Consider the following 24,908-nt stretch of genomic DNA (forward strand, 5'->3'; position numbering starts at 1 on the left):
TAGAATAAGGTCGTATCTATGCGATATTTCTGGTTTCTTTTTGTTCTTGTGTCCATAGCTGCTGGTGAGATAACCGTGGAAAGTCCGAGCTTTTCGCATCGTGAAGCAGCTCAGATTCAGCCGCAACGATCACACGCTAGCTCCGTGGTGCGGTCAGCTGCGTCACCAGATAGTGTAAAAATATACGCACTTTTGGTTGAGTTTCAGTCTGATAGCTCCTTAAGCACCACCGGTACCGGGCTTTTTGGATTTCGAACAGACAGTCTTCCCCTCACCCTTGCTGATGAAGAAGAGTTGGCATGGTATCGCTCCGATACGGTATATCGTTTTGATAATCTGCCACATAATGGACAGTATTTTCACGATCAACTTACCTTTGTACAAAATTATTTTGATCGGGTTTCTCAAGGTAATCTTCACGTTGATTTTGAACTCTTTCCTTCACAGGAACGCATGAGTTCTGAATATCCCGAGGCATTTCAAGTACCCTTACAGATGATGCGATATTCTCCGGGAGAGCCTCGTCCAGGTGAATCAGATCTTGAATTTTCGCGGCGTCGTACTACCAGCCTTCTCCGTTTTATTCGCGATGCTATTGTAGAAGCGGATACCACGGCGTCTCCTTTCTCATCCTTGGTGATGGATGATTCCGGTACTCTTTGGGAAGTTACTGAACAAGGGGATTCCACGAAGACATTTATCCTAATTTTTTACGCAGGGTCGAGTTATCTTACCGATGGAGCGGGAAATCCTCTTGCCTCGGACAGTCCATCAGATATGATTCACACCTTTATTAGTCGTGATTTTTTTGAAGAGTATTATTCGCCCGAAAATGACACGGTGTTTGCCGGTGCAGTGAGTGAAAAGGATGGAGTAGTGGGGCTTTCCGTACAGGGCCAGCATGAGGATATTCGTATCAGCGAAGTAATGATGAGCCCCGAAACGTCAAATCAAGATAGTTTAAACTGGGGGATTAACGGGATATTAGTGAATCAGCTTGCACGTCAACTTGGCGCTCCAACCCTTAATACTGCTGGATTTCCCGCTATTGGAGCTTTTGGAATTATGGATTATGCAGGGTATTCTGCAGGAAAAGGGTTTATTCCACCGTATCCTTCAGCCTTTACCCGCTATTTTATGGGGTGGGATACTCCGTTGCTTTTTGATGAGGGAGAAGAGCGTTTGGCTGCAGTCAGCGCCTCTGGAACATCCTCTGAACGGATGCTGAAGGTGCCCCTCAATGAGACAGAGTATTATCTTATTGAGAATCGGCAACGGAATCTTTCTACAAAAGACCCCTTTGTCTACGACACTACGGATAGTGAGGTGCATATCTCGTCAACAGTGGATAATTTCTATTTCGATAGTCTCGACCTCACCACTTCTACAACGGGAAGTAATACGATTATTGATGTTGATAATTTTGATATTGGGCTTCCCGGATCAGGTCTTTTGGTATGGCATGTAGATGAAAAAATTATTCAGGCCCGTCTTGAGGATGACCGTCTTAATATGGATTCTTCTTATCGTGCTGTTTCCCTAAAAGAAGCCGATGGTGTCATGGATATCGGTGTTGAGTTTGTTAATGCCTTGGGGCAACGAATTGATGATTATGGCGGTGCCGAAGACTTCTTTCCTCACTATAGTTCCCGAACATCCCGAGCTATCGGAAGTATGGGCCCCTTTACGGCTCCATCAACACGAACAAATGACGGTGGGCAAAGTTTCCTTGATCTCTCCTTTACTCCTGTTTCTCCACATGGACGGGAGCGATATTATTTGAGAAAAGGAAGTGATGACGGTTTTGATGGATATATTGTTGAAAACTTTATCGACACCTTTTTTACGGTCACTGCCGAGGTTGGTAAGACGATTCCTCAGTTTCACCGTTCTCGCCAAAAATCACTCGGTGCACGGGGCGCCCATGAATTTCTTCCGGGGAACTTCTTGGTTGATACAACAGGAACGGAAATTTTTCTTCTCGATACAACGGGAGTGTACTTTCTTCTCACCGCTTCTAATACCGTTGTTACAGATTCAGCACACCTGCATCATTTTGAATCAGTGGACGGTTCTCAAGATTCGATTTTCGTGAGCGGGGTGCTTCCTCGATCAATGCCGCACATGCCTTCTGCTCTTGATAGTACCGGAATCCTTATTCCTTCCGAAGAAACTCTTTACCTGTTTACTACGGGGGAGTATCCCTTTACTCTCGACTCTCTTGCTCTTCCTCTTTCTGCAACAACTGCTGTTTCTGTATCAGAATCTTCTTTTTGGGCTGTTGGAGGTGATGCGGGGGTTGTCCTTGGGTATAAGGATAGCTTGCTTACCTCTTTTATGCCCGAAGGTTTTGAAGCTCCTGTTGCGGCAGTGGCCTGTATTGATCTTTCCCAACCGCTCTTTGCCGGTATTGATACGCTGGGTAATATTGCCGTTATGGATACAGGGGGCGTTCGCGCAGAGTATTCCGTAGATAGTCGTGATATTCATCCGGGGCCTTTTGCTCTGGCAGCTGCTGATCTTGGTGCTGAAGAAGGTGTTGTTTTAGTTGTGACTGATCGTAAGAACGGGCTGTATATCACTCGTCTCTCCTCATCGCATTCGAGCTTCTCCCCAGACGCGTATGTCACTACGGATGCTCAACATTTCACGGACATCTATCGTGGCTATGCTGCACCTGACAATCCTTCACCTCCTGTGTTTGCTGATATTGATGGTACGGGAACACCGGACATTTTAGTGGGAGGAACAAATGGCGTATACGCCTTTGATCTTCGTGGTGTTCTGAAACGTGGGTGGCCAGCCATACTTGATGAGCGATTTTCTTCCGTACGACGTTCGATTACCACATCTCCCATAGTTGGAGCCCAAGGTGGATCAACACGTACTCTTTTTTCAACGGGAACGGGAGAGAATGTTACTACATATATCACCAAAATAGATTCGGTTCGTTCCTACGACTTTCATGGCGAGACGCAATATGCCTTGTATTTCACCACTGAAGATTCACGGGTGGATAGTAGCTTAGGGCATCGTCCCGGTTTTGTTGATACGGTTTTAACACAAAATGACTCCCTTGTTCCGGCAAATTTTGCTCCCGGTGGTATTATTGATTTTCGCGATCAACGGGGCGAACGTCTTGATACGGTGGTTACAACAAATGCAGGGCGTCAACGAACGTCCATATGGCCTGTTTCTATGGGTGGTGCTGCGCAAACCTCTCCTCTTATAACACGATTTACAGAGGATGAGACAAAAACAGATCTTGTTGCGGTAACGGAGTCTGGAACCTATGTGAGATGGTCCATGGATACAACCTACCTCAACTTTACCCAAGCATCGTGGCGAATGGTGGGAAATACTCCTGGGCGCTCCTTTTTTACGACGGCATCTCCAGCATCAACAGAAAAAGAAGAAGAACTTGATGGTTTTTATTCCTATCCAAATCCGCGTACCATACGTCGAGGAGAAGAGGCATCGGTGCGATTTCGCTACGACTTAGGAGCTTTTGCCGAGGATGTCCGTTTAACCATATTTACAATGGATGGCATGCCAGTATATCGTTCTGAAGACTTAACCGGGTACGCAGGAAGTAACGAGTATCTTCTTGCAGATCTTTCACCCTTTGGCTCTGCAGTATACCGTGCGATCCTTCGGGTCCGTTTTGATTCAGGTACAGAGGTTCGTTCTTCATGGAACATGGCAATTATTAGGGATGGTGCTGAATGAAATTTGCAATACTTCTATTTCTTTTTACAATAATTGTTTATGGGGAATCGCCGTGGGTGTATGCGCATAAGACTCTCTCTCTTGAAAATTTCTCTATTCACTACCCAAAAGAGTATGAACGGTATGCCCATGAAGTGGGGAAGATCCTTGAGGATATTTATCCTATTTTTACTGAAAAGTACGGTCTTGTACTTCCTAATAAGACCGATGTTATTATCAGTCGGGATAATCACAACTCCTGGGCCGCAGCAGTACAGAACACTATCAGTATCGGTGTTGAACCAATGGATTTTAATCTTCGGGGAACGTCCCAGTGGTTAGAAAATGTCGTGACCCACGAGTTTTCTCACATCGCTTCTATTAGTACAGGGTTTAAATTTCCTGCGTGGATGCCCTACATTCAAGCAGGTACATTCTCTCATCCGAATGAGCAAAATCAAGTGAACGGGCTCTATATATATCCTTCTGATATCCTCCCACCATGGTTTTTTGAAGGGATTGCTCAGTATGACAGTAAACTGTACGGGACGGAATCATGGGATAGCCACCGTGATATGATTCTTCGTGCAAAGATACGGGAAGATTCCCTCATGAGCTGGGATGACTTGTCGGTCTTTCGTGGAAGGGCAGATGCCTATGAAATGGTGTATAACCATGGGTTTTCTCTTGTTTCATATATTAATGAAATGTATGGCGATGGAAAAGTTCAGGCTATCCTGCGAGCTTCTTCACGGGTAGGGAGGGGCAATTTTGATCGATCTATTGAAGAGGTGTTGGGTATTTCAGGGCGTGAACTGTATGATGAATGGAAAAGTTCTTTGCAGAAACGGTATGAACAGCAAGTCGCTCAACTGGGAGATACCACGGAAGCTCGGGCCATTTCAAACCACGGATTCAATAATTTTTCCCCTCGTTTTAGCGAGGACGGCAGTCGTCTTTTCTATCTTTCAAATGCAGAAAGTGCGACCTTTGGCCAACAACTTTACAGCTATAATCTAGACTCATTTTATGAGATCTCCTACGACGACACTGTTCGGTCTCGCCTTGAAAATCATTTTGTGACCGGATCGTATGATATTCTTAATGATACCTTAGTTACATTTTCCAGTACACACTCGCCCCAGTCTCGAATTCCTCATTCTGAAGGAGGCGGGCGGTATCGAACATTGTATCGAGGGGGTATTTCTCCAACCGACAGTGCTGTCTCTCGCCAAAGACGGCGATCCTTGGTACAGATGAGTGAAAATGGTAATTTCACCGCTCCATCCTTTTCTCCCACTGGAGACACTGTGGCTGCGGCGTTTTCGCGTCGAGGCGTAGCAACCTTAGCTCTTTTGGATACGACGGGCTCTATTCTACGTGAAATTCCTGATTTTTTGGAAGATAATAATCCCATTACTGCTCTTTTTTCAACGCATTGGGCGCCGCAAAAAGATCGGATTGCCTTTGATTTTCTTGATCGTGAAAGCCGTTCCGTTGCCTGGTATGATCTTCGTAAAGATAGTTTGGTCGTGCTTGAGTCACCGGGAGTGGATGCGCGGGATCCGTTCTTTTCACATACAGGAGATGCTCTGTATTTTGCATCAGACCAAAGTGGGATTTTCAATATTTACCGACATTGTCTTGAGACGAATAGGACCGTTCAGGTAACGAATGTTACAACGGGCGCCTTTTCCCCCGCCGTAGATTCAGCCGAAAACCGCTTGGCCTATACTGGCTATACTGCTGGGGGGTATCACATCTTTTTGAAAGAGAGCCTTCCTGACTCTCTTTTTACAACGCCCTCATCGGCTCAGTTAGAGGATCGATCTCCCGCTTTTTCTCAAGATGATCTTTTCGACGCACAGAGAACTCTCTCTGGTTCGGTAGAACCATATCGCGCTTTACCTCGTCGTCCGCTTATTGTACCAACCCTCATGCATGAGAGTATTCTTTCCCGGGAAGATGATCTGAGCAGAGGTATTTCACACCTAAAATATGGCGTTGTCGCAAATATTCTGGATCCCTTGAGTTGGAATGATCAAGGAAATGCTTTTACCGCCTTTTACCTAACGGAATCGCTTTGGCAGCAATTTCGAAATGCAGTATTTTTTGATAGCTATAATCGATCAGATAATAAAAAAATAGCCTATGATCTCGGTCTTGCCTTTCATACAGGAATGTTTCCTGTAGATATGGACCTCTTTTTCTTCTTTCGGAATGTTCCCGCAACCAATGAGTTTGTTCATGATTACTCAGGCGAGGATGTTTTGGAAGAGAGTGATGTATCCATACAGCCAAGTATGCTGGAGCTAAAGCTTTCCCATGCCTTAGGTAATAGCTTTCGTGGAACCTTTTTTACCAGTTATCTGAATCAGAATAATCAAATAAACATTTCTCCTTTTGAAGATGGTAGTCAATATTTACGATTACAGGTGGGGAGTATTTTCCGGCAAGGCTTTCTTGTATCTCTTCTTCAGCAGCCCTATACGGAACGACGAGAGATTTCTCCCTATGGGCTTGCCCTCCGTCTCCAATATGATTACTCTCTTGGTAGATTTGTCGATGAAGAACGTATATTGACCATTGAAAATGGACGTATTCAATCGAACTTAAATAGATATAATTTCCATACCTTCAGTGGAGAGATGAAGTATGGGAGCCCCTCTTTTCTTCTTCCTGACTTTGACACGGAGATTAATGTCGGAGCAACCTATATACGTATTCCTCAAGGAACACGTGATCGGATTGATTCTCTTCGAGAGGGGGCAACCAGCAAGGATAATTATATTGGAGGATTTCCATCTTTCTTCCAACCCTCTCTGATTCTTCCAGGATATTCTCTTTCCTATCGGGCTGATTCAACTCTCTATGAGTTACGTGATGAATATGGGAATGTTACTGATACCATGGTGTATTATGAGGATAGTCTTCTCGTATCGGACAATATTATTCTTGATGCATCGTTGTCGTATCGTGTGCCGCTTTGGCCGGGGGAAACCATTGACCGTACACTTGGCTTTCTCTATTTTGACCGCCTCTTTGGTGGGGTTAATTTTGGGGGCGCCTTAACTGCGGAAAATGTTGAAGATCTTACGAATAAGTCACATAAAGATATTTTACTCTATTTTGGTACGGAGCTGCGCCTTCAAACCATTGCCTTTAATGGCTTTCCCCTGTCCATGTCATTTCGCTGGGACAGAGGACTTGATAAACCCGCGCCAGTTGGGGGAGATCGTTTTACCTTTATGTTTGGGTTTGCCTTTGATAATTGGAATATTATTGCAGAACCAGCCGGGCATCGTCATTTCGATGGGGTGCGTCATATTCCCACTGCAATGGGGCCGTGATGGCTTTGACCGTTTTTTTGCAAGGGGCCTTTCTTCTTTTTTTGCTGTATCTTGGTGCACGACTTCTAAGACCTAGAAAAGTGAGCCGTGGAGAACCACCGGCGTTTTTCTCCGTGATAATACCGTTTAAAAATGAAGCGAACAATTTGTATGCCCTTCTTAGCTCACTTGCGGAGCAGCGCTGTTCTATTCCATACGAGATTATCCTCGTGAATGACCACTCCAATGATGCCTACGAAACGGTGCTTACAGAGATTCGTGGTGCCTTTGCTGAGATCCCTCTCCGGGTATATCATGCCCCCGATCCATCAGAAGAGTGTACCTCAAAACAAAATGCCATGGAATACGGCGTTGCTTTTGCTGAGGGAGACTGGCTTATTTTCACAGATGCTGATATGGTATTTTTTCCGTCGTGGCTCGAACAGTACTATGCTGCTTGCTGTGAGAAAAAGAGTGATTTCTTTTTTGGTCGAACAGCCATGGTGGTCTCAAAGAATATTTTCTCCTGTCTTCAGGCCACGCAACTGGATCTACTCTTTGTTTCTGCATGGATACTGGCTCGTGCAGGTTTTGATAGCTCCTGTATGGGTAATAACATGGCTATTCGCAAGACCGTATATGATGAACTTGGTGGTCAACCAGGTTTAGGCTATTCCATGGTAGAAGATAAAAAACTTATGACCGTTCTTCGCAGACGGGGGTATGGTATATCTCCAACGCCTAATTTTTCTTCCTGTGCCTATACGTATCCTGAAAAAAGTATGAAGGGGATGTATTTGCAGCTTCTGAGATGGTTTAAGGGTGGGGGAAAAGAGTCACCTTTTTTATGCGGTCTTGGAGTGCTTTTGTTGAGCAATATGGGGGTTACCCTCTATGGATTCGTATCCGGAGACTTGTATTTTCCCATACTGCACGGTGCTGTGTGGGCAGTGCTTCTTTTTCTCTATTTCTACGCCGTGGTGGTCACCAAAATACACCTTTCTATACCAAATCTTCTCATTTACATACTCTGTTTTCCTGTGATATGCCTGTGTCTTGGGTGTTCCATGCCTTTTACTGGGGTGGTATGGAAGGGCGAAAAGGTTTCTTAGGAAGAACTCAATTGCTCTTCTATCAAGTGGGTATAATTTTTGCCTAAAGCGTATATTTTGGAGTGCAATTTTCGTGAAAACTCTTTTACCGTAGTGAACTCATTGGTACGTAAGGATTCTTTGAGCAATTCAAGACTTTTTGTATTAAGAATCTCATTGAGGCAGTGCTCAAACTCAACAGTGTTGTCTTTCCGTATTCGGTGTAGCGTATCCTGAATAGAAAGAAGCAGAAGTTTCTTAAGTTCCCGATTATGCACTTGCTGCGTAAAGATAGTGAGACGACGTGAAAAGTAGAGACCATTAAATATTTTCTTGGAACCGCTGTTTTTTGTATATAGTAATGTGAAAGGATTTGTCCAGAAGGGGCTTTTACAGCAACAACGGGAAGAGAAGCGTTATGGTGTATTACGGGGAATACATCGAGAGGCTTTTCTGGTACTGTTTCACGAAAGAAGCTGTCTGTATCTTCAAGGGCCGACTCACCCATGTCATCCGTGGGATGCACAACTTCATACAGTCCGTTTACCACGCGTTTATTATTTAAAATGAGCTCTTTTTCAATTTGGCTGGTAATTAGTTCTAGCTCTGCTTCTTTATGTTCAAGCTCTTCCTTTTTTGTCTGAAGTGTCTGAATACCTTCAGTACATTTTTGTATACCTCCACGTATCCGACGAAGCTCACGTTGAGACTGTTCTTGTTCATCCATGAGGTTTTTGCTATCTTCAGTTACAGAAAGAAGGGTAATTCGTTGATCACGAAGCAGGTCAATTTTGTTTTGATAATGTTCTATGAGCATCGATATGGTTTCATCACCTCCGCCATGATCACCCATGGACGACTTTAGTCTCCAAAGATGTCCCAGAGCATTTTTTGCATTTTTCTCTTCCTGCTCCAGCAAGTTTTCCGCAAGCTCATAGGCTGTCCGCGGAACCTCATCTTGCTCATCCTTATGAAAGGGGAAGATTCGCTCAGGCTGCTTTTGTGTATCAGATGTGATTGTATCCATAGGTACTCCTTTCCGAAAATTATACGGAAAAATCGCCAAACATGGCGTCAATGTATGATTTTGGATCAAAATCCTGCAGATCATGCAGGCCTTCGCCCACTCCAATTTTTTTTACGGGAATATTGAATGTTCGTGTGAGAGAAAGGGCTATTCCTCCCTTAGATGTCCCATCAAGTTTAGTGATGATGAAGCCAGTTATCTCAATGAGTTCATTAAACACCTCTGCTTGCTTGATGGCATTTTGACCGGTGGTTGCATCTACTACAAGGAATACTTCGTTGGGAGTCCATGGATTTGATTTTTTTAAGACGCGAACAATTTTTCCAAGCTCCTTCATGAGCTCTCCCTTATTGTGTAAGCGTCCCGCAGTATCAATAAGCATCACATCAGCACCACGTTTTTTGGCTGCTTCCATACTGTCATACACAACCGAAGCAGCATCAGCCCCTTCACCTTGAGTAATAATTTCACACTCGGCACGTTCGGCCCACAACTGTAACTGTTCAATGGCACCAGCACGAAACGTGTCTGCAGCGGAAAGGAGTACCCGACTGCCTCGTTGGCGATATTCATGGGCAAGCTTTCCAATGGTGGTGGTTTTTCCCACGCCATTTACCCCTATTACCAAGGTTGTCCAAGGTTTTGGAGGAAATTCGTCTGGCTCTTTTTGAATTGCCATATCAAGGGAGAGTAAATGTTTCAGGGTTTCATATGCCTCGGCACATCCAGTGATACCTTCTAGTTCAACTTCACTCCGAAGTTTGTCAAGTATCTCCATGGTGATATCAGCTCCAACATCTGCAGCGATGAGAGCGTCTTCGAGGGATTCGTAAAACTCCTCCGTGATCTTCGTATCGTGTTCCACGATTTCGGAGATTTGATTGCGGGTCTTACTTAACCCATCCTTTAGTCTGGCAAATAATTTCATATATACCTTACGAATAAAACTTTGGTATTACACCGGTCATGCCTGTGCCGTGAATCTCAGACAAGGTGACAGGATACACCTGGTTTTTCACCACATCCTCGTGGGAGGGCACCTTAACAGAAATATAATTACCGGTAACACCTTGTAATATACCTTTTTTTCACTGATAATGAACTCTGTTTTTCCCTGTTGCTTCTCTAAAAATTGAGTGCGAAGAGATTCCAAAATTTTTCGTATGTGGCGGCTTCGTTCTGTACTGATATGCGATGGTGGCGCATCGTTCATCTCTGCAGCTGCTGTCTGAGGACGAGGAGAGTAACGAAATACGTGTCCATATGAGATGCCGTATTCTTCCAGACGTGCGCACGTGTGAGAAAAGGCGTCGCTGCTTTCCCCAGGGTGACCAACGATAAAATCACCTCCAATGGAAAAATCGGGGAATTGGGTACAAAGTTTTGCCAGGGTTGGTTGCAGTGTCTCTACAGCCCGAACTGAGCGGTTCATTCTCTTAAGGACATCACTACTGAGGGATTGGAAGCTAATATGAAGATGATGGCAGAGGTTGTTATGTTCGGTAAAAAGAGCTATGAGGTCCGGGGTAATATCTTCGGGATTCATGGAACTAAGACGGATGCGGAGTGACGTATCAAGGCTCAGAAGGTTGTGAAGAATATCCAGATATTTCGCTGTTCCATCTCGGTACTGGCCTATGTGAGTACCCGTGAGGATAATTTCCCGATATCCAAGCCGTAGGGCATGCTTTGCTGTACGTAGAACCTCTGCAGCGGAAATGCTCCGTGCTGGTCCGCGCAAGCGCGGCACAATACAATAGCTGCACGCCTTATTACACCCTTCCTGTATTTTCAAAGAGAGGCGGGTTCTCTGAGCATTTTCCGGATGAGGAATCTGGAAAAACTGACTTACGGCACTTTTTTCCGAGAGAGTTCCCGTGAATGTTCCTCCCGTTTCCGATGTTACTACAGAAACAATATCTTTTTTTCGCGTATTATCTATGAGCCATGTAATGCCATGTACCCGGGGAAGATCCTGCCATTGTTGCGCAAGGCACCCCGTAAGGGCTATCTCTATGAAAGGATATTTTTCGTGTATTGATGCAATATAGCGACGTATTTTTTGTTCTGTCTGATTTGTAACAGAGCAGCCGTTAATAACAATAATATCAGCCTCTTCCGGTGTGGCTACCCGTGAATAACCATGAGAGAGGAATTCTGTGGCATAGGCGTTGGTTTCTTCGCTGTTTGTACGACAGCCGAAGGTTTTAAAGTAGAGCTGTTTCATTTATCGAAGAAACCTTTTGTTGAGTTCGTCAAGACTCATTTTGGTAATAGTGGGACGCCCATGGGGACAGATATGCGGGTTTTCTGCGGTGAAAAGGGCATTCATAAGACTACTCATTTCCTCCTGTCGCAGCTCCCGTCCAAATTTTATCGCTGCTCCACACGCATAGGATGCGGCAAAACGTTTGTGTAAAGAGGTAAGAATGGACGCATCCCGTTCTTCTTTGAAGGCGGTGAGCATTTCCTGTATTGCATCCTGTATCTCTGTTGATTTTACAAACCCCTGGGCGGGAACAGCAGAAACGGCAATACTGTTGCCTCCAAAATCTTGTATCGTGAATCCGGTCTTCTCAAAGTAATTGCGTAACTCCATCACCTGGTTCTTTTCTTCCGATGTCAAGGTAATGGTTACAGGAAACATGAGTTGCTGTGAATCGGTGCCGCCCTCATAGAGTTCACGGAGTATTTTTTCATATAGAATTCGTTCATGGGCAGCATGTTGGTCGATAATAATAACTCCCTCTTTTACGGGGGATAGTATGAATCGCTTGTGAATTTGAAAACAAGGGATTCCTTCCACTGCCTGTCCTCTGCCAAGGTACGAGTGGTCTTCGGTGGTATCATGGACACGAGAGAGGAAAGAAAGAGCCGTTTGTCCCTGCTCGGTTGCTTTTGGTCGAACCCCCTGACGAATTTCTCGTACGGATGATTGGCCCGGCTCCATAGAGGAAGAGGAAAAACTGTGCAGGGTTGTCTTGGTTTCATGCAGTTCGGGAACGGCTGTGGCAGAGCCAGAAGGAGCAGATTCAGAAGCTGCTGGGGTAAGCTCTTGGCGCAAGTGCGTGTTTACCTCTGTTTCTACCCCATGGTATACAAAGGAGAATAATTGTTGTTCTGCATCAAACTTAATCTCTGCCTTAGTGGGGTGGACGTTCACATCTATTTTTTCCGGGTTTATGTCAAGATAGCAAAACCAATTTGGTTTTAAATGACCTGATATAAACCGGGTAAATGCCTTTGTAACAGCATGGGATATAGACCTGTTATCCACCCGGCGAAGGTTTACAAAGAGTGATTGATACCGCGGACGGGCCTGTACCTTGTGTGGCGGGCTGATATAGAGATCTATGGCGTAATCCTCTTCTTCACGACTCACATGAATGAGGTCTTCGGCCAATTCGCGCCCCGCTATTTGGGCGATGCGTAAGAGGGGAGAGTCCACGGAAGGTGTGTCGTACCGCTTTTTTCCATTGATTGTGGCAGAAAAATGAATCGCAGGAAAGGCTAATACTACCTGTTCGATGGTTTTTACCACGGCCATGGTTTCAGAACGAATCGACTTGGAAAACTTTTTTCGAGCGGGAAGGTTGTAAAAGAGATCTCGGCATTCAATGGTGGTTCCCTTAAGATGTTCCGTGGGCGCCATGGGAGAAATGCCATTCTCGTCTACAGAGAGACGCCACCCCATGCCATCACCGATATTACTGCTCTGTATTTCAAAGCGGCTTACGGCGGAGATACTTGCCAAGGCTTCTCCGCGAAAGCCGAGGGTGGTAATACGATAGAGATCTTCCGATTTGCGTATTTTACTTGTGGCATGGCGTTGGATGGCCAGGGGTAATTCTTCTTGTGGAATGCCCATACCGTTATCAGTAATGACAATACGTGAAAGGCCACCCTCTTCAATAGTGATGGTTATACGTGTTGCACCGGCATCAATACTGTTTTCAAGAAGTTCTTTTACAATTGACGCGGGGCGCTCAATCACTTCACCGGCAGCAATCTGTTCCACCACATCCGGTGTAAGAAGGGAGATCTGTTTCATAGTATACCCGCACCTTAAATACTCACTCGTATCGTAAAATAGATTATTGCTGACGAGAGAGCAAATCTTCCGGTGAGTGCTTAAAACAGCGTGCGGAGAAAAAATGAGCAAGATCATCCTTGGATATATCGTGTGAAATAAGGTCTAAGACCACATCGGCAAGTTGCTCTTCATAGGTTTCATCACAGGTATATCCATTAAAAAAAAGAAAGGTGAGTGCTGAAAGCAGGGCGGTTCGTTTGTTTCCATCGAGAAAGGGATGATGATAGACGATTGATTGAATATAGGTTGCGGCCATGGAAAATATGTCCATCAGGTACGTACCTCCAAAGGTTACCTTTGGGGCATCCAGGATTGCCGCAAGCTCCCGTGCATCCCGCAGGGCCGCAGTACCCCCGGAACGTTCTACTTCGATGCGGTGGAGATAGAGTATCTCTTCTCGACATAAAAAGCGTATCATAGTTACCGGGCAAGTTTGTCAAGAGATTTACGGTACTTTAGGGAGAAAAGAGGGTAGAGGTTCTCAACGCGCTGATTTTTCTGCGATCCCTCAGAATGCTCCGGTACAAAGGCAAATCCCTGGGTTTTATGGAGAGAGTGTGCCTCTGCAGATAGGTCGTTTTTTGTTTCATACTACAAACCTCCTCTCATATCTTAAGATACTCCATGAGTTTTTTTGTCAACCTTCTTATGCAATGTAGCGTTCATATTCATCAGGCGTGAGGAGATGTTTTGACACATCTTCCATGGAGAATTCATCCAATATGTAAATCCACGATGTCTCTGTATCATCTGTGTTAATAAGGGCAGGATGTTCTTCAAGCTCTGCATGTATGCGATGAATGCGGCCGCTCAGGGGAGCGTGTACATCGCTTGTTGCCTTTTGAGACTCCACAGTGGCAACGGCTTCGCCTGCAGTTACGTTTTTTTTCTCTTCGGGAAGGTCTGCGTATTGAATCTCTCCAAGAGTTTCCAAGGCATGGGAGCTTATCCCTACACGGGCCAATGTGCCGTCTATTACAACCCATTCATGTTGTTTTGTATACCACAGTGTTTCCATTTATTCCTCCTTTTTTGAAGATCTGTCACGGAATCGCAGGCGTACTCGGAGACGCGTTGCGTCTTTTTGAATTGTTTCAAGATCATCTTGTAGTTGTGTAAGCATCACGGACATATCTTCAGCGCTCAGTATACTATCGAGATCATCTAAGGCCATATGGAATGATGAGAGGTTCTCCAGAAGTTCCTCGTCAATGCTCTGTGAGACTATCTGGGAAAGGTTGATCAGATCATCTGCTACTTGGGTTGTTCGGGGAAGCTGGTGTGCTGCATGGCGAGATATACTAGACATCTGTTGCTGTAAGAGGTTACTTTGTTCTGTGCCATGCGGAAGCATCTTCTCTGCGGCAATACTGACCTCATACAGAAAATGATCGATCTCAGAAAGAAGAGTGTCGAAGCGTGTTATGGCGGAGAGAAATCGCGGGGTGAGGACATCGTCTTCGGTGAAATAGTCATACAACGTTTCTACGGTATTTCGAAAGCGCAGGTAGGCCTCCATAAATTGGTAGATATTACCAAGAATATCCATCATACCCTCATAATATTCTCCCGTAAGGGTATCTTCCGGCGAAAGCCTTTGTGCAGTGGAAGGGCCGTTTATTAAGGTGACCGTTCGTTTGCCGAATATCCCCTGATCCTCTACGTAGACCTGGTATCCTTCGTATACCTTAAGCGGACGGAAGAGATCTACCGTGAGCAATGCCTTGGCATCTTCTGTAACGTCAATGGCTCTGATAGTTCCATAGCCGGAGCCGCGCACCGTGAGGGTATCGTCTATATTAAGTGTTCCCGTACGGGGTAGTTGTATAACCAAGGTACCGGCAGTGCGTTGTTCGTGAAACAGGAACATACCCACAAGCCATATGAGGAGAAGAAGAACAGTTGCGAAAACCGCATAGCCAATGCGTCGATATTTTCTTTCGGACATTTTTCTCCCGCACGGTTAAACTTTTTCTTTGAGATACCGAAAATATAAATAGAGAACATCCTCGGTGGTGTTGTACTGCCGCAGATGAGTACATTTTTCAATGGAGCGTGACCATGAAACAGGGATACAGTACGTACAAATCGGCCAGTGTGGAAACAGCGGACAAGGGGAAACTCATTGTTATTTGTTATGATGTTGCCATAAAAGAAGGCAAGCAAGCCCTGCTTCTTGATGATTCGTACAAAAATATTGAACAAAGGAATCGTCATCTATACAAGATGCAGGATGCCGTAACAGAGCTCCTTATTGCCTTAGATTTGAAGGTCGGTGAGGTGGCAAAAAATCTCTACAGCCTCTATGAATACATGTTGCATCGTATTACCACCGCTATCACAGATCGTGATAATGCCCCCGTAGAAGAAATTCTTGCCTACTTAACGGATTTGCGTGAGGCATGGAAAGTGGCCATTCAGGATGTGAAAAGTCAAGGAGGGATTGATAAGGTTCGACAGGAGTATAAGAAGAAAACCGTTGCCGCCCGAGGGTAGATAAATATATTTTAGGGCAACTTTTTTTTGGAGGCGTGGCCATGGCCGTATATAGGGAGTACTTTTCTGGTGCATCCGTCGATTTTCTGACCTCTGCAGCAGATCTTTCAGGCTGTCCCGCCCACGAAAGAACAGAATTTGCCTTATTTGGTCGCTCAAATGTGGGGAAGTCATCTTTTCTCAATCATATCTTCGAGTCAAAAAAATTGGTTCGTGTGTCTCGAGAGCCGGGAAAGACACGTCTGTTAAATTTCTTTTCCTTCACAGATGAGATCTCCTTTGTTGATCTTCCCGGGTACGGCTATGCCCGTGTGTCAAAAAAAGATCGAGCTGACTGGTCTGGAATGATTGCGTCGTACTGTGAGCAACGGGAAAATCTTGCAGGTCTTATTTGGCTTCTTGATTATCGACGTGAAAGGGGTACGACCATCGATCGTGAGGCAGCAAACTGGCTTGCCACTCTTGGTATACCGGTGTTTGTTGTGCTTACAAAGAGTGATAAGCTCAACAGAAAAGAGCGACAAAAAAAATCTGCGTTCTCTGAAAGAGGCTTTTGATTTTCCGCCCGGCATGCCTCTTTTACCCTACTCTGTTCGCAATGGTACGGCTTGTAGAGAAACATTTTGGAAACGCTTTTCAGCGTGGATTCATCCGGAGGAGTAGTGGACCGTAAAGTACTTCGTGTGTTTACTCTCATACAAATTCTGCTTGATACTACCTACCCCCTCAGTCTTGACGATATGGAGTTACGTCTTGAAGAGCGGGGAATTGCCCTGCCCAGCAGGCGGACCATATTTCGCGATTTACAGGATATTCAGCGGTTAGGCTATACAATCACCTCTTCACGGCGCGGGAGTCTGTATCAGATACAAAACAAGGCAGACTTTGCCGGCAGTTTTTTTACTCACGATATGGTGCAAGCCCTGCACATGGGCAAGGGGCTTTTTCGCTATTTTGAAGGAACCATATTTAAGGAAACCCTTGATCGCGCCATTTCTATGATTACCGCCTCCACCAACCCCTATGGCGATACTCCCCAAGAGATAGACCGGGGGTTTTCTGTGCAGCTGGGACCGTGTCGGGACTATCGAGATAAGCGCGATGTTGTTGATGAAGTAATTTCTGCTCTATATGGTGGGTATCGATTACGCATTACCTATGTAAAAATGGGGGAGGTTCCCAAGACATTCTCCCTTTCGCCCTATCGCATGATTATCTATCATGACTCCCTGTATCTGCTTGGCTTGAAAGAGGGGGACTCCTTTCTGAAAATATTTCATATTACTCGAATTGATGAGGCTGAACAGGAAGAGAGGGTTGCACATTTTGATCCCGCTCTTTTGGAAGAGTATGAGGACAAGGCGGTGCACTCCTTCGGTATCATGACTTATGGATCCAAAGAGCGGGTTCGTCTGCGCTTTGCTGCGGAGAGTGCATCCTTTATTTATGAACGCGTCTGGCATGAGTCACAGAAAATTGAAGAGACTAAGTCTGGAGATATTATTCTCACCATGGACGTTTTCTGCAATGATGAGCTTGTTACATGGGTCTTGGGATTGAGTGGGGCTCTTCGTGATATTGCTCCACCGTGCTTGAAAGAGATGGTACAACGTCGGTGTTACGACCTCTGTAACTTATAAAAAAGTTCATCCAGGGCTCTTTCGAAATCTGCAAGACTACCTCTGTTGTTGACGGTAAAATCAAAGGGGAATGTTCCCAGCGAGTCTTCGCTTGGATGGTTGGATATATGTTCCTTTTCAGGGATCTCACGCTCTATTCGTATGGTATGAATGGTACAGGTTTTACCAAGTTCTGTCTTGAGTACTTGGTACTCGTTGGGGAAACGAAAATCAGTAATGATGTATACCTCTTCCTTTCCGGCGGTGATCGCAGGAATAATCTGTCGAGGCCAAAAATCTGCATCCATGGCATCACGTACAAGGCGCGTTCCCACATCTTGTAGTATGAGACGGGTGGAATCGTTCTTTTCCTCATACCAATTTTTTTGATGAATCATAAGATTCTCTGCAATTTCCCGAATCACAGGGTCATCACTGCGGGAAACTATTTTGGTGAGCTCATTTTGGAGATAGGTGCTGTAGCGCTCAAAGGTGTGGCAACAAAGGTCTTTGAGACGTTTTGCAAAAAAAAGATGTGCCGTGGGAATACCTTGATTGATATAGCGTTGTTCCAGAAAAGATCCAGCATGGTTTTTACCACTGTTTATTTTTCCAGCAAGGAGAATTATCTGTTTCTTCATATATCTAATTCCTTTTGGGGCAAAATACATCTTGTACAGATGTTTCAGTATTTTTCGTACAGAAATGAGAGGGGCGGCAACTCTGGGAAAAAGTGAAAGAGGGAGTTGGTTTTTGTATGAAAGCTTCGGCCTGCGTAAGACAGGTTTCACGTTTTGTTCCGGGAGGATATACCCGCAAATCAACAGTAAAGACGGATATGGTATTGAGTAACTCGATGTAGGACGTATAGGAGAGGGCCTTTTCGCCATAGAGACAGCTGTATTCCTCAGGTGTTTTTTCTATGCGAATTTTTTCTCCCTCTATACCATGGAGAACGTGTGATATGGTGCATCCTGCGTTTTGGGGGGAGGTACACGGATGGAGGCAGCTACGGGAACGTGCTGCCAAACACGCGCGGCTTTCCAAGAGAAAATCTCGCGTAAGCAGAGGATGCCAGAGAGGTATTCCTGGAGGAGGACGCAAGGATGAGACATCATGTGGGGATATTTCACGAGAAGGAACAACGCCACAGAGAGAGAGGGAGTGTGAGAATAGCTCTATACCGTAAGAGTTGGTAATGTTTGCTCTGCTACCGAGGATTACTTCCTTACCAAGCATGGATGCTGCCAGGGCAATCCCCGTATTTTCACAAAAGATGCGTTTTTGGGGAATCTTTTCTAAGAACACGCAAGCTGCAGTATAATCATGGCCTATGAGTATCGCTGGAAAGATCGGGAGTACCCTCGGCGAAGATTGAAAAAAGGCAGTTATTTTTTCAGAGATACGTCGAGGGACATCGCAGAAGACCAGTTTCTTTTGTTTTGCAAGCCGTGTTGCTTCCTGTGGAGAGTCTGTGATATACGCAAGGCGAGCACGATGATTTTTCCGAACAGGGGGAAGTGGTGGTATGGGGATGGAAGGGCTTTTCCTACGGTATGTACGTTGGACGGAGTCGCGAATAGTATTACGGATTTGTTTGAGGTCACCCACGGGAAGAAAGGGGTGCTCAGGAAGATTCATTTCTCCTATGACAACGGAGATGCCTGAGGAGTGCAGGGTGTCCAAGTGGTGTTTCAGCGTTTTGCGAGTCAATGCACGATTTTGTGCCCTTTCGAGGGTTCGTTTTGATACACAGAACTCATTGGATGAATCTATCACAAAGCGACAACGCAGGGGATTTCCATATTCACCGGAAAGGTGTACGGTTACACGTCGTTTCTTCTGTTCAATTTCTGTTATTTTCTGTTTGCGTGTATGAGCTGAAATGTCAGGAGGAGTAAAAAAGACATTCTGTGTTCGTTGAATTTTGCGGACCAGTTTATTTGTTATCGTAAAGGTATAGGTGTTATTCCTATGAACGTTATTAATAATGCCAGTACACACAAATTCACCTTTTGTAGTAAAAAGGGTGCAAAGCGCCCCTTTCGGAAGTATCCCCGTGGACAGGTGTAGTGTTTTCGTGTCTGCATGATATGCGCATACCGTACCACCTTCCTGTTGTGCCGCAGAACCGTCATGAGGAGAAAACATCTCTGGAGAGATGGCCCCTCGTGCATAGGCGTCGGTGAAGGTTCGGTTGAATACTCTATGCAGACGTGGATCATCCCCTTCAGATGTATCCCCTACACCGATGTTTCGAAGGTGCTCTCTCCATGCAGAGACAATCGTCCACACATAGGACGCATCTTTAATTCTTCCTTCAATTTTTACACTACCAGCTCCTATTTCAAGGAGTTTTGCTCCATGAGCAAAGAGAGAATTATCACGAAGATTAAAGGGGCGAAGGCCTTGCGAGTTTTCTGTACGTGTGTATTGACGGCGACATGGTTGCACACAGTCACCGCGGTTTCCCGCGTGTCCATACAAACTCATACTAAAATAGCACTGACCGGAGAAGGATGTGCATAGGGCTCCATGGACAAATATTTCAGGAACAATATGATGGCTGTGGCATGTCTTACAAAGGGAGTGCGCTTCTTCAAGCGAGAGTTCGCGGGAGAGATTGATCTGACCAATGCCGTGACGGCTGAGAAAGTGAATCTGTCCTTCATTATGTGTTGTCATTTGGGTTGAACTATGTATGGCGTCTGGAGAAAGGTTTTCTTTTAAAATACGAAGAAGGCCCCAATCTTGGATAATAACCGCGGAAAGCCCCATTTCAAAACACTTCTTGAGGAGATTCACGGCTGGGTGTATCTCATGATCGAGAAGAAGAGTATTCATGGTAAGGTAGGTACGAACCCCATGACGATGGGCTAATTCGAGTAGATCCGGCATCTCCTTAAGGGAAATGTTTTTTGCACGACTTCGTGCACTAAAGGCGGGGAGACCAAAAAATATAGCGTCTGCACCGGCAGCAATGGCTGCCTTAAATGATTCCGCATCACCCGCAGGGGCGAGTAGTTCCGGCAATGGTGCTGATTGAGCCATGTATATCCCAGGGAAAAGAAAAAATATATTATCTCTTCAACAGAGGAAAATAATTTTCGCCTTGCTATAATTGCATATATATTACATGTGTATTATAAGGTTTTGTAGACAGGAGTGATAATGGCTGTATTTAAAGACAATTCGGAGTCCATTGGTAATACCCCCTTGGTTGAACTTACTCATCTTACCAAGGGAGCATATGCACGGGTGCTTGCAAAAATAGAGGGGCGAAACCCCGCATTTTCTGTAAAATGCCGTGTAGGGGCAAATATGGTATGGGATGCAGAAAAAAAGGGGGTTCTTGTTCCGGGAGGAACCATCGTAGAACCAACCAGTGGGAATACGGGTATTGCCCTGGCATTTGTTGCGGCAGCACGGGGATATCGCCTTATTCTTACCATGCCGGATACCATGAGTATTGAGCGGCGCCGGGTTCTTGCTGCCTTTGGGGCCGAGGTCATTCTTACGCCGGGGCATCTCGGTATGAAAGGAGCCATAGAGCGTGCTGAAGAAATTGTGGCAGAAGGAGAAAACTTCTTTCTTCCACAGCAGTTCAAAAACCCGGCAAATCCCGAAATCCATTTTACTACAACCGGCCCTGAAATATGGCGTGACACCGATGGTACTATTGATATTTTTGTTGCAGGGGTTGGTACGGGAGGTACTATTAGCGGCGTTTCTCGATATATCAAAGAGGTGCAGCAAAAAAAGATCCTCTCCATTGCCGTAGAACCTGAAGAGAGCCCGGTTATATCTCAAACTATAGAGGGAATCCCTCTCAAGCCAGGCCCTCATAAGATACAGGGTATTGGTGCGGGATTTATTCCCGATACGCTTGATCTGTCATGTATCGATGGAGTTGAAACCGTTTCAGGAGATGCGGCGTATGAAACTGCACGACGTCTTGCCCGGGAGGAAGGACTTCTCTCTGGTATTTCCTGTGGTGCCGCAGTTTCTGTAGCACTTCGTTTGGCCCAACGTGCGGAAAATGCTGGTAAAACCATTGTTACGGTTCTTCCCGATGCGGGAGAGCGATATCTAAGCACGCCCTTATTTTCACCCCCCGCATAAGAAGGGTCGTCTATTTACTGCCCCTCTTGTCAAAACTGTGATTCCATGGTATATTACTATGTAATTACAGTTGTACCAAGGGGGAGCCGTGTCGTCCTTTCGTCTATGCGTCATTCCTGCCCGTGGCGGGAGCAAACGTATTCCCGGAAAAAACAGCAAGCACTTTTGTGGTAAGCCCGTGATCGCCTATTCGATTGAAGCGGCACAGAAAAGTGAGTGTTTTGATCGTATAATTGTCTCAACGGATAGTGAAAAAATCGGGGCGCTTGCCCGGGAGTATGGTGCTGACGTTCCCTTTATGCGCCCTGCTCATATTGCTGACGATTTTACTCCCACCCGACCAGTTATTCAACATGCAATCAAAGAGATAGAAGCCTCTGGGGTAGCTGTGAGCCACGTCTGTTGTGTATATCCCACGGCTCCTTTTATTCGTGCTGAGGATATACGCCGTGGTTTTGAGGAGTTACTTGCGCGTAAAGGGGATTTTGCTTTTTCTGTTACCTCTTTTCCGTACCCGGTGCAACGGGCTCTCTCTATCACCCCGGATACGTTTACCACCATGTTGTGGCCAGAGCATGCACAAAGTCGTTCGCAAGATCTTACTGAGGCATATCACGATGCGGGGCAGTTTTACTGGGGAACTGTTTCCGCCTTTCTCTCTGACACTCCGACTTTTGAAGGGCGTTCAATTCCTATTATTCTACCGAGACATCGTGTGCAAGATCTTGATACCCCTGAAGACTGGAAACGAGCCACCGTAATGTATCGAACGCTCATGAAGGAAGAGACGGAGTGATTCTTTTCTTCTGCACAGCTTCTTCAACCCACGGTATGGGGCATTTAATGCGGTGTCGCTCCCTTGCTATGGGGTGTAAAGAACGTGCCCTTTCATGCGGCATGATTGGACCGTCTCTCTCGTGGCAAAACAAGAACGACCGCGATCTATTCGATATATGGATTGCACGCTCATCTTGGCGCGGAGACCGTGAAGAGGCTGATAGCCTCTGTGCCTTGGCAGTGCAGTATGGGGCATCCTTTCTTGTGATCGATGACTATACTCCGGGGGAAGAGTTTCAAAAAATAGTACATAATTTCTCTCTGCCGTGGCTACAGTTTGATTATTCCGGAAATGTGTCTCTGTGGGGAGATTATATTGTTAATGCAAGTTTAGGCGCCCATGATCTTCCCTATAGGGCTGTTATACAAAATCCCGCAGCAAAATTATTTCTTGGTCCTGACTTCGCTCTTCTCCGTCCGGAATTTCGGTGTACTGATGTTCAAAAAAAGGGGCAAAACATACTTGTTTCTTTTGGTGGCGGTGATGATCGTGGGGCAGTTCTCTTTGTGGTACAAGCACTTCTTCCAGTACTGTCGGGAGAGGAACAAATCTATATCCTTTCGGGAGCGCAAAACCCTCGTAATACTGAAATTCAGCGGTGGATTTCTCACAACGGTAGGGGGCGGGTTGAGTTTTTCTGTAATCCCCCATATGTGGCCAACCTTTTTACAGCATGTCGTATGGCTGTGTTGGCTGGCGGGACAACAACCTATGAGGCGGCCTGCTGCAAACTCCCCATGATACTTGTCTCCATAGCTGAAAATCAGGTTCGCCAAGCACGGGCATGGCATAATTCTGGAGGTGCAAGGTATCTTGGTTCCTTTCCAAATGTGACCAAAGAAGCCGTGCAGAACGCGTATATGCAGCTCTCTCAATCTTCCTCGTATGTAGACCGAATATGCTCTGCCCTTTCGTGTGTTGACGGGGGCGGAGCGCAGCGTCTTGCCAAAATCATAGATGAAAGGAGTCATGATGTCCACAAACCTCTCACCTCACGCCGTGTTGATAACCGAACGACTTCGTATGCGTCCCATGACAGAGCATGATACTGATCTGGTCGTTGCTTGGCGGAATCAAGAACGAATCAAGGATATTCTTGAATACCCTCCGGATAGTGATCTTACAGCGGAACAGCACCGTGATTGGTTTTTTAAAACCAGAAATACTCGTATAGACTATGTGCTTTGTCTTCGATCATGCCACACTCCCATAGGAGTGTGGTCGCTTAAAAAGAGCGGAGAAGAACGTTTTGGATATGCATGTGAGCAGGGCCGCTACATTGGTGATACGGCCTTTCTTGGAAAGGGGTATGCCCGAGAAGCATCGGTGGCGTGGATGTGGTTTGCCTTCACCCTCCTAAAGCTTGATGCCATTGTGTCACTTCATAAGATTGATAATCTTGCGCCACAGCATATCAACGCATCCTTTGGCTTTGAGTACTTTTCATCAGCTGCCTATTCAGAACGATTTACCACTATGGTCCTGCATCGCCATGTGTGGAATCAAAATTGTTCCACCTATGCAACTCCAACTATTGAACGTCCTGAAGAAATTTTTACAAACAAGGAGGTGTAGTGGCTGTACGTATCGTTGCGGAACTTTCGGCGAACCACCAAAATGATTTTTCCATAGCTGCAAAAACGATTCGCGCCATGGCTCATGCTGGTGCTGATGCCATTAAGGTGCAAACCTATCGACCTGAAAGTCTTACCCTAAACAGTCAAGATGGTTATTTTGCTCCCCGTAAAGAGGGGTTATGGAAGGGATATACCCCATGGGAACTCTACTCAATAGCCGCCATGCCCTATGAGTGGCAACCCAAATTGCAGGCTCTTACGGAAGAACTCGGCATGACCTTTTTCTCCTCTCCCTTTGATAGACATGGTGTTGATTTTCTCGAGTCTCTGGACTGTCCCATGTATAAGATCGCCTCCTTGGAGATAAATCATCTTCCCCTTATTGAGTATGTTGCCAGTATGGGTAAACCTGTCTTAATCTCAACGGGGGCTGCAGATGAGCATGATATTGAAGCTGCTCTTGCAGCATGTCGTCGTCAAGGAAATGAGGATGTTACCTTGTTACAATGTACTTCGCACTATCCAGCCACTCGAGGCGAAGCAAATCTTCGCACGATTCCTGATATGAAACAACGCTTTGGTGTTTCCGTTGGGGTCTCAGACCATACCTTGGGGGCCTGTGTTCCCGCGGCGGCGGTTGCTCTGGGGGCAGAAGTTGTTGAAAAACACTGTACTCTTAATCGATCACACGGCGGACCTGATGCTCCTTTTTCTCTTGAGCCCAATGAGTTTGCTGAGATGGTGCGGGTTGTGCGAAATACTGAGGAAGCTCTTGGAACAGTGTCCTATGCAGTAGATGAAAAAGATCGTGTGCGTCGACGTTCTCTTTTTGCAACGCAGGATATTGCTAGGGGAGAACGCTTTCGTGAAGATAATATAGCTGTTCTCCGGCCGGGGCACGGAATACCGCCGCGTTTCTACCATGGTATTCTGGGAACACAGGCTCAAGAAGAAATTAAGAGAGGTACTCCTCTTCGCATGGAGCATATTACTCTTTAGTTTTTCTTG

20 protein-coding genes are annotated in these 24,908 nt (G+C 45.7%); 11 read left to right on the forward strand and 9 right to left on the reverse strand.

Going from position 1 to position 24,908, the window contains the following annotated elements; genetic code table 11:
* The first annotated feature begins 18 nt into the window (after positions 1–18).
* From CALK_RS00265 to CALK_RS00275, 3 genes are read left to right on the forward strand one after another with little or no spacing between them, the layout of a single operon-like run.
* A complete protein-coding gene (locus CALK_RS00265) occupies positions 19–3,729 on the forward strand; it encodes a hypothetical protein (RefSeq protein ID WP_022635626.1) in 3,711 nt (1,236 codons plus the stop codon).
* Positions 3,726–7,058, forward strand: coding sequence for a TolB-like translocation protein (locus CALK_RS00270; RefSeq protein ID WP_022635627.1), 3,333 nt, complete (start codon positions 3,726–3,728; stop codon positions 7,056–7,058). Before CALK_RS00265 ends, CALK_RS00270 begins: the two co-directional genes overlap by 4 nt.
* Positions 7,058–8,149, forward strand: a complete 1,092-nt coding sequence (locus tag CALK_RS00275; RefSeq protein WP_022635628.1) for a glycosyltransferase — start codon at positions 7,058–7,060, stop codon at positions 8,147–8,149. The genes CALK_RS00270 and CALK_RS00275 overlap by 1 nt, the downstream gene beginning before the upstream one ends.
* 85 nt (positions 8,150–8,234) lie before the next feature.
* Here CALK_RS00275 and CALK_RS00280 read toward each other — a convergent pair whose 3' ends face one another.
* The 7 genes from CALK_RS00280 to CALK_RS00310 form a co-directional block, all read right to left on the reverse strand.
* The gene (locus CALK_RS00280) at positions 8,235–9,155 is read right to left on the reverse strand and encodes a hypothetical protein (RefSeq protein ID WP_022635629.1); all 921 of its coding nucleotides are present in this window, start codon (positions 9,153–9,155) and stop codon (positions 8,235–8,237) included.
* A gap of 19 nt (positions 9,156–9,174) precedes the next feature.
* Complete coding sequence (gene ftsY, locus CALK_RS00285) at positions 9,175–10,083, reverse strand: signal recognition particle-docking protein FtsY (protein WP_022635630.1); 909 nt, start codon at positions 10,081–10,083, stop codon at positions 9,175–9,177.
* 87 nt (positions 10,084–10,170) lie between these two features.
* A complete protein-coding gene (locus CALK_RS11810; protein ID WP_022635631.1) occupies positions 10,171–11,382 on the reverse strand; it encodes a MiaB/RimO family radical SAM methylthiotransferase in 1,212 nt (403 codons plus the stop codon).
* Positions 11,383–13,206, reverse strand: a complete 1,824-nt coding sequence (gene mutL / locus CALK_RS00295) for a DNA mismatch repair endonuclease MutL (protein WP_022635632.1) — start codon at positions 13,204–13,206, stop codon at positions 11,383–11,385.
* Between the two features lie 43 nt (positions 13,207–13,249).
* Entirely contained in the window at positions 13,250–13,666 is a 417-nt protein-coding gene (locus CALK_RS00300) for a type II toxin-antitoxin system death-on-curing family toxin (protein ID WP_022635633.1), read from the reverse strand.
* Between the two features lie 228 nt (positions 13,667–13,894).
* Positions 13,895–14,266, reverse strand: coding sequence for a glycine cleavage system protein H (locus CALK_RS00305; RefSeq protein ID WP_022635634.1), 372 nt, complete (start codon positions 14,264–14,266; stop codon positions 13,895–13,897).
* Positions 14,267–15,196: an Mce/MlaD family protein gene (locus CALK_RS00310; RefSeq protein ID WP_022635635.1), complete on the reverse strand. Its 930-nt coding sequence runs from the start codon at positions 15,194–15,196 to the stop codon at positions 14,267–14,269.
* A 113-nt stretch (positions 15,197–15,309) separates the two neighbouring features.
* Here CALK_RS00310 and fliS point away from each other — a divergent pair, with 113 nt between their 5' ends.
* The 3 genes from fliS (at position 15,310) to CALK_RS00325 (ending at position 17,384) form a co-directional block, all read left to right on the forward strand.
* Positions 15,310–15,744: a flagellar export chaperone FliS gene (gene fliS / locus CALK_RS00315; protein WP_022635636.1), complete on the forward strand. Its 435-nt coding sequence runs from the start codon at positions 15,310–15,312 to the stop codon at positions 15,742–15,744.
* A 41-nt stretch (positions 15,745–15,785) separates the two neighbouring features.
* Positions 15,786–16,301, forward strand: a complete 516-nt coding sequence (yihA, locus tag CALK_RS00320) for a ribosome biogenesis GTP-binding protein YihA/YsxC (protein WP_022635637.1) — start codon at positions 15,786–15,788, stop codon at positions 16,299–16,301.
* A gap of 105 nt (positions 16,302–16,406) precedes the next feature.
* Complete coding sequence (locus CALK_RS00325; RefSeq protein WP_022635638.1) at positions 16,407–17,384, forward strand: helix-turn-helix transcriptional regulator; 978 nt, start codon at positions 16,407–16,409, stop codon at positions 17,382–17,384.
* Here CALK_RS00325 and CALK_RS00330 read toward each other — a convergent pair.
* Together CALK_RS00330 and CALK_RS00335 are read right to left on the reverse strand one after the other, a co-directional pair.
* Positions 17,363–18,004 carry a deoxynucleotide monophosphate kinase family protein gene (locus CALK_RS00330; protein WP_022635639.1) on the reverse strand — a complete coding sequence of 214 codons (642 nt, stop codon included), beginning with the start codon at positions 18,002–18,004 and terminating at the stop codon, positions 17,363–17,365. The two genes, CALK_RS00325 and CALK_RS00330, sit on opposite strands and share 22 nt — an antisense overlap.
* Positions 18,005–18,008: 4 nt before the next feature.
* A complete protein-coding gene (locus CALK_RS00335; RefSeq protein WP_022635640.1) occupies positions 18,009–20,414 on the reverse strand; it encodes a peptidase U32 family protein in 2,406 nt (801 codons plus the stop codon).
* A 120-nt stretch (positions 20,415–20,534) separates the two neighbouring features.
* Here CALK_RS00335 and cysK point away from each other — a divergent pair, with 120 nt between their 5' ends.
* The 5 genes from cysK to pseI all read left to right on the forward strand — a co-directional run bounded on the left by cysK (position 20,535) and on the right by pseI (position 24,899).
* Entirely contained in the window at positions 20,535–21,485 is a 951-nt protein-coding gene (gene cysK, locus CALK_RS00340) for a cysteine synthase A (RefSeq protein ID WP_022635641.1), read from the forward strand.
* Positions 21,486–21,573: 88 nt separating this feature from the next.
* Complete coding sequence (pseF, locus tag CALK_RS00345) at positions 21,574–22,281, forward strand: pseudaminic acid cytidylyltransferase (protein WP_022635642.1); 708 nt, start codon at positions 21,574–21,576, stop codon at positions 22,279–22,281.
* Positions 22,278–23,369 carry a PseG/SpsG family protein gene (locus CALK_RS00350; RefSeq protein ID WP_022635643.1) on the forward strand — a complete coding sequence of 364 codons (1,092 nt, stop codon included), beginning with the start codon at positions 22,278–22,280 and terminating at the stop codon, positions 23,367–23,369. The genes pseF and CALK_RS00350 overlap by 4 nt, the downstream gene beginning before the upstream one ends.
* Positions 23,296–23,898 (forward strand): GNAT family N-acetyltransferase, encoded by a 603-nt coding sequence (locus tag CALK_RS00355; RefSeq protein ID WP_162146681.1) that lies wholly within the window; start codon positions 23,296–23,298, stop codon positions 23,896–23,898. The genes CALK_RS00350 and CALK_RS00355 overlap by 74 nt, the downstream gene beginning before the upstream one ends.
* Entirely contained in the window at positions 23,898–24,899 is a 1,002-nt protein-coding gene (gene pseI / locus CALK_RS00360; protein WP_022635645.1) for a pseudaminic acid synthase, read from the forward strand. Before CALK_RS00355 ends, pseI begins: the two co-directional genes overlap by 1 nt.
* The last annotated feature ends 9 nt before the right edge of the window (positions 24,900–24,908 follow it).

Source organism: Chitinivibrio alkaliphilus ACht1 (assembly GCF_000474745.1).
In the GTDB taxonomy this organism is placed as follows: Bacteria; Fibrobacterota; Chitinivibrionia; order Chitinivibrionales; family Chitinivibrionaceae; genus Chitinivibrio; species Chitinivibrio alkaliphilus.

What these genes read in the sequence shown, in the direction of transcription:
- fliS (WP_022635636.1), top strand. Translation starts at nt 15,310, where the DNA reads ATGAAACAGGGATACAGTACGTACAAATCGGCCAGTGTGGAAACAGCG.
- CALK_RS00355 (WP_162146681.1), top strand. Translation starts at nt 23,296, where the DNA reads ATGTCCACAAACCTCTCACCTCACGCCGTGTTGATAACCGAACGACTT.
- ftsY (WP_022635630.1), bottom strand. Translation starts at nt 10,083, where the DNA reads ATGAAATTATTTGCCAGACTAAAGGATGGGTTAAGTAAGACCCGCAAT.
- mutL (WP_022635632.1), bottom strand. Translation starts at nt 13,206, where the DNA reads ATGAAACAGATCTCCCTTCTTACACCGGATGTGGTGGAACAGATTGCT.
- CALK_RS00280 (WP_022635629.1), bottom strand. Translation starts at nt 9,155, where the DNA reads ATGGATACAATCACATCTGATACACAAAAGCAGCCTGAGCGAATCTTC.
- CALK_RS00310 (WP_022635635.1), bottom strand. Translation starts at nt 15,196, where the DNA reads ATGTCCGAAAGAAAATATCGACGCATTGGCTATGCGGTTTTCGCAACT.
- CALK_RS00300 (WP_022635633.1), bottom strand. Translation starts at nt 13,666, where the DNA reads ATGATACGCTTTTTATGTCGAGAAGAGATACTCTATCTCCACCGCATC.
- yihA (WP_022635637.1), top strand. Translation starts at nt 15,786, where the DNA reads ATGGCCGTATATAGGGAGTACTTTTCTGGTGCATCCGTCGATTTTCTG.
- CALK_RS00265 (WP_022635626.1), top strand. Translation starts at nt 19, where the DNA reads ATGCGATATTTCTGGTTTCTTTTTGTTCTTGTGTCCATAGCTGCTGGT.
- cysK (WP_022635641.1), top strand. Translation starts at nt 20,535, where the DNA reads ATGGCTGTATTTAAAGACAATTCGGAGTCCATTGGTAATACCCCCTTG.
- CALK_RS00275 (WP_022635628.1), top strand. Translation starts at nt 7,058, where the DNA reads ATGGCTTTGACCGTTTTTTTGCAAGGGGCCTTTCTTCTTTTTTTGCTG.
- CALK_RS11810 (WP_022635631.1), bottom strand. Translation starts at nt 11,382, where the DNA reads ATGAAACAGCTCTACTTTAAAACCTTCGGCTGTCGTACAAACAGCGAA.
- CALK_RS00335 (WP_022635640.1), bottom strand. Translation starts at nt 20,414, where the DNA reads ATGGCTCAATCAGCACCATTGCCGGAACTACTCGCCCCTGCGGGTGAT.
- CALK_RS00270 (WP_022635627.1), top strand. Translation starts at nt 3,726, where the DNA reads ATGAAATTTGCAATACTTCTATTTCTTTTTACAATAATTGTTTATGGG.
- CALK_RS00305 (WP_022635634.1), bottom strand. Translation starts at nt 14,266, where the DNA reads ATGGAAACACTGTGGTATACAAAACAACATGAATGGGTTGTAATAGAC.
- CALK_RS00330 (WP_022635639.1), bottom strand. Translation starts at nt 18,004, where the DNA reads ATGAAGAAACAGATAATTCTCCTTGCTGGAAAAATAAACAGTGGTAAA.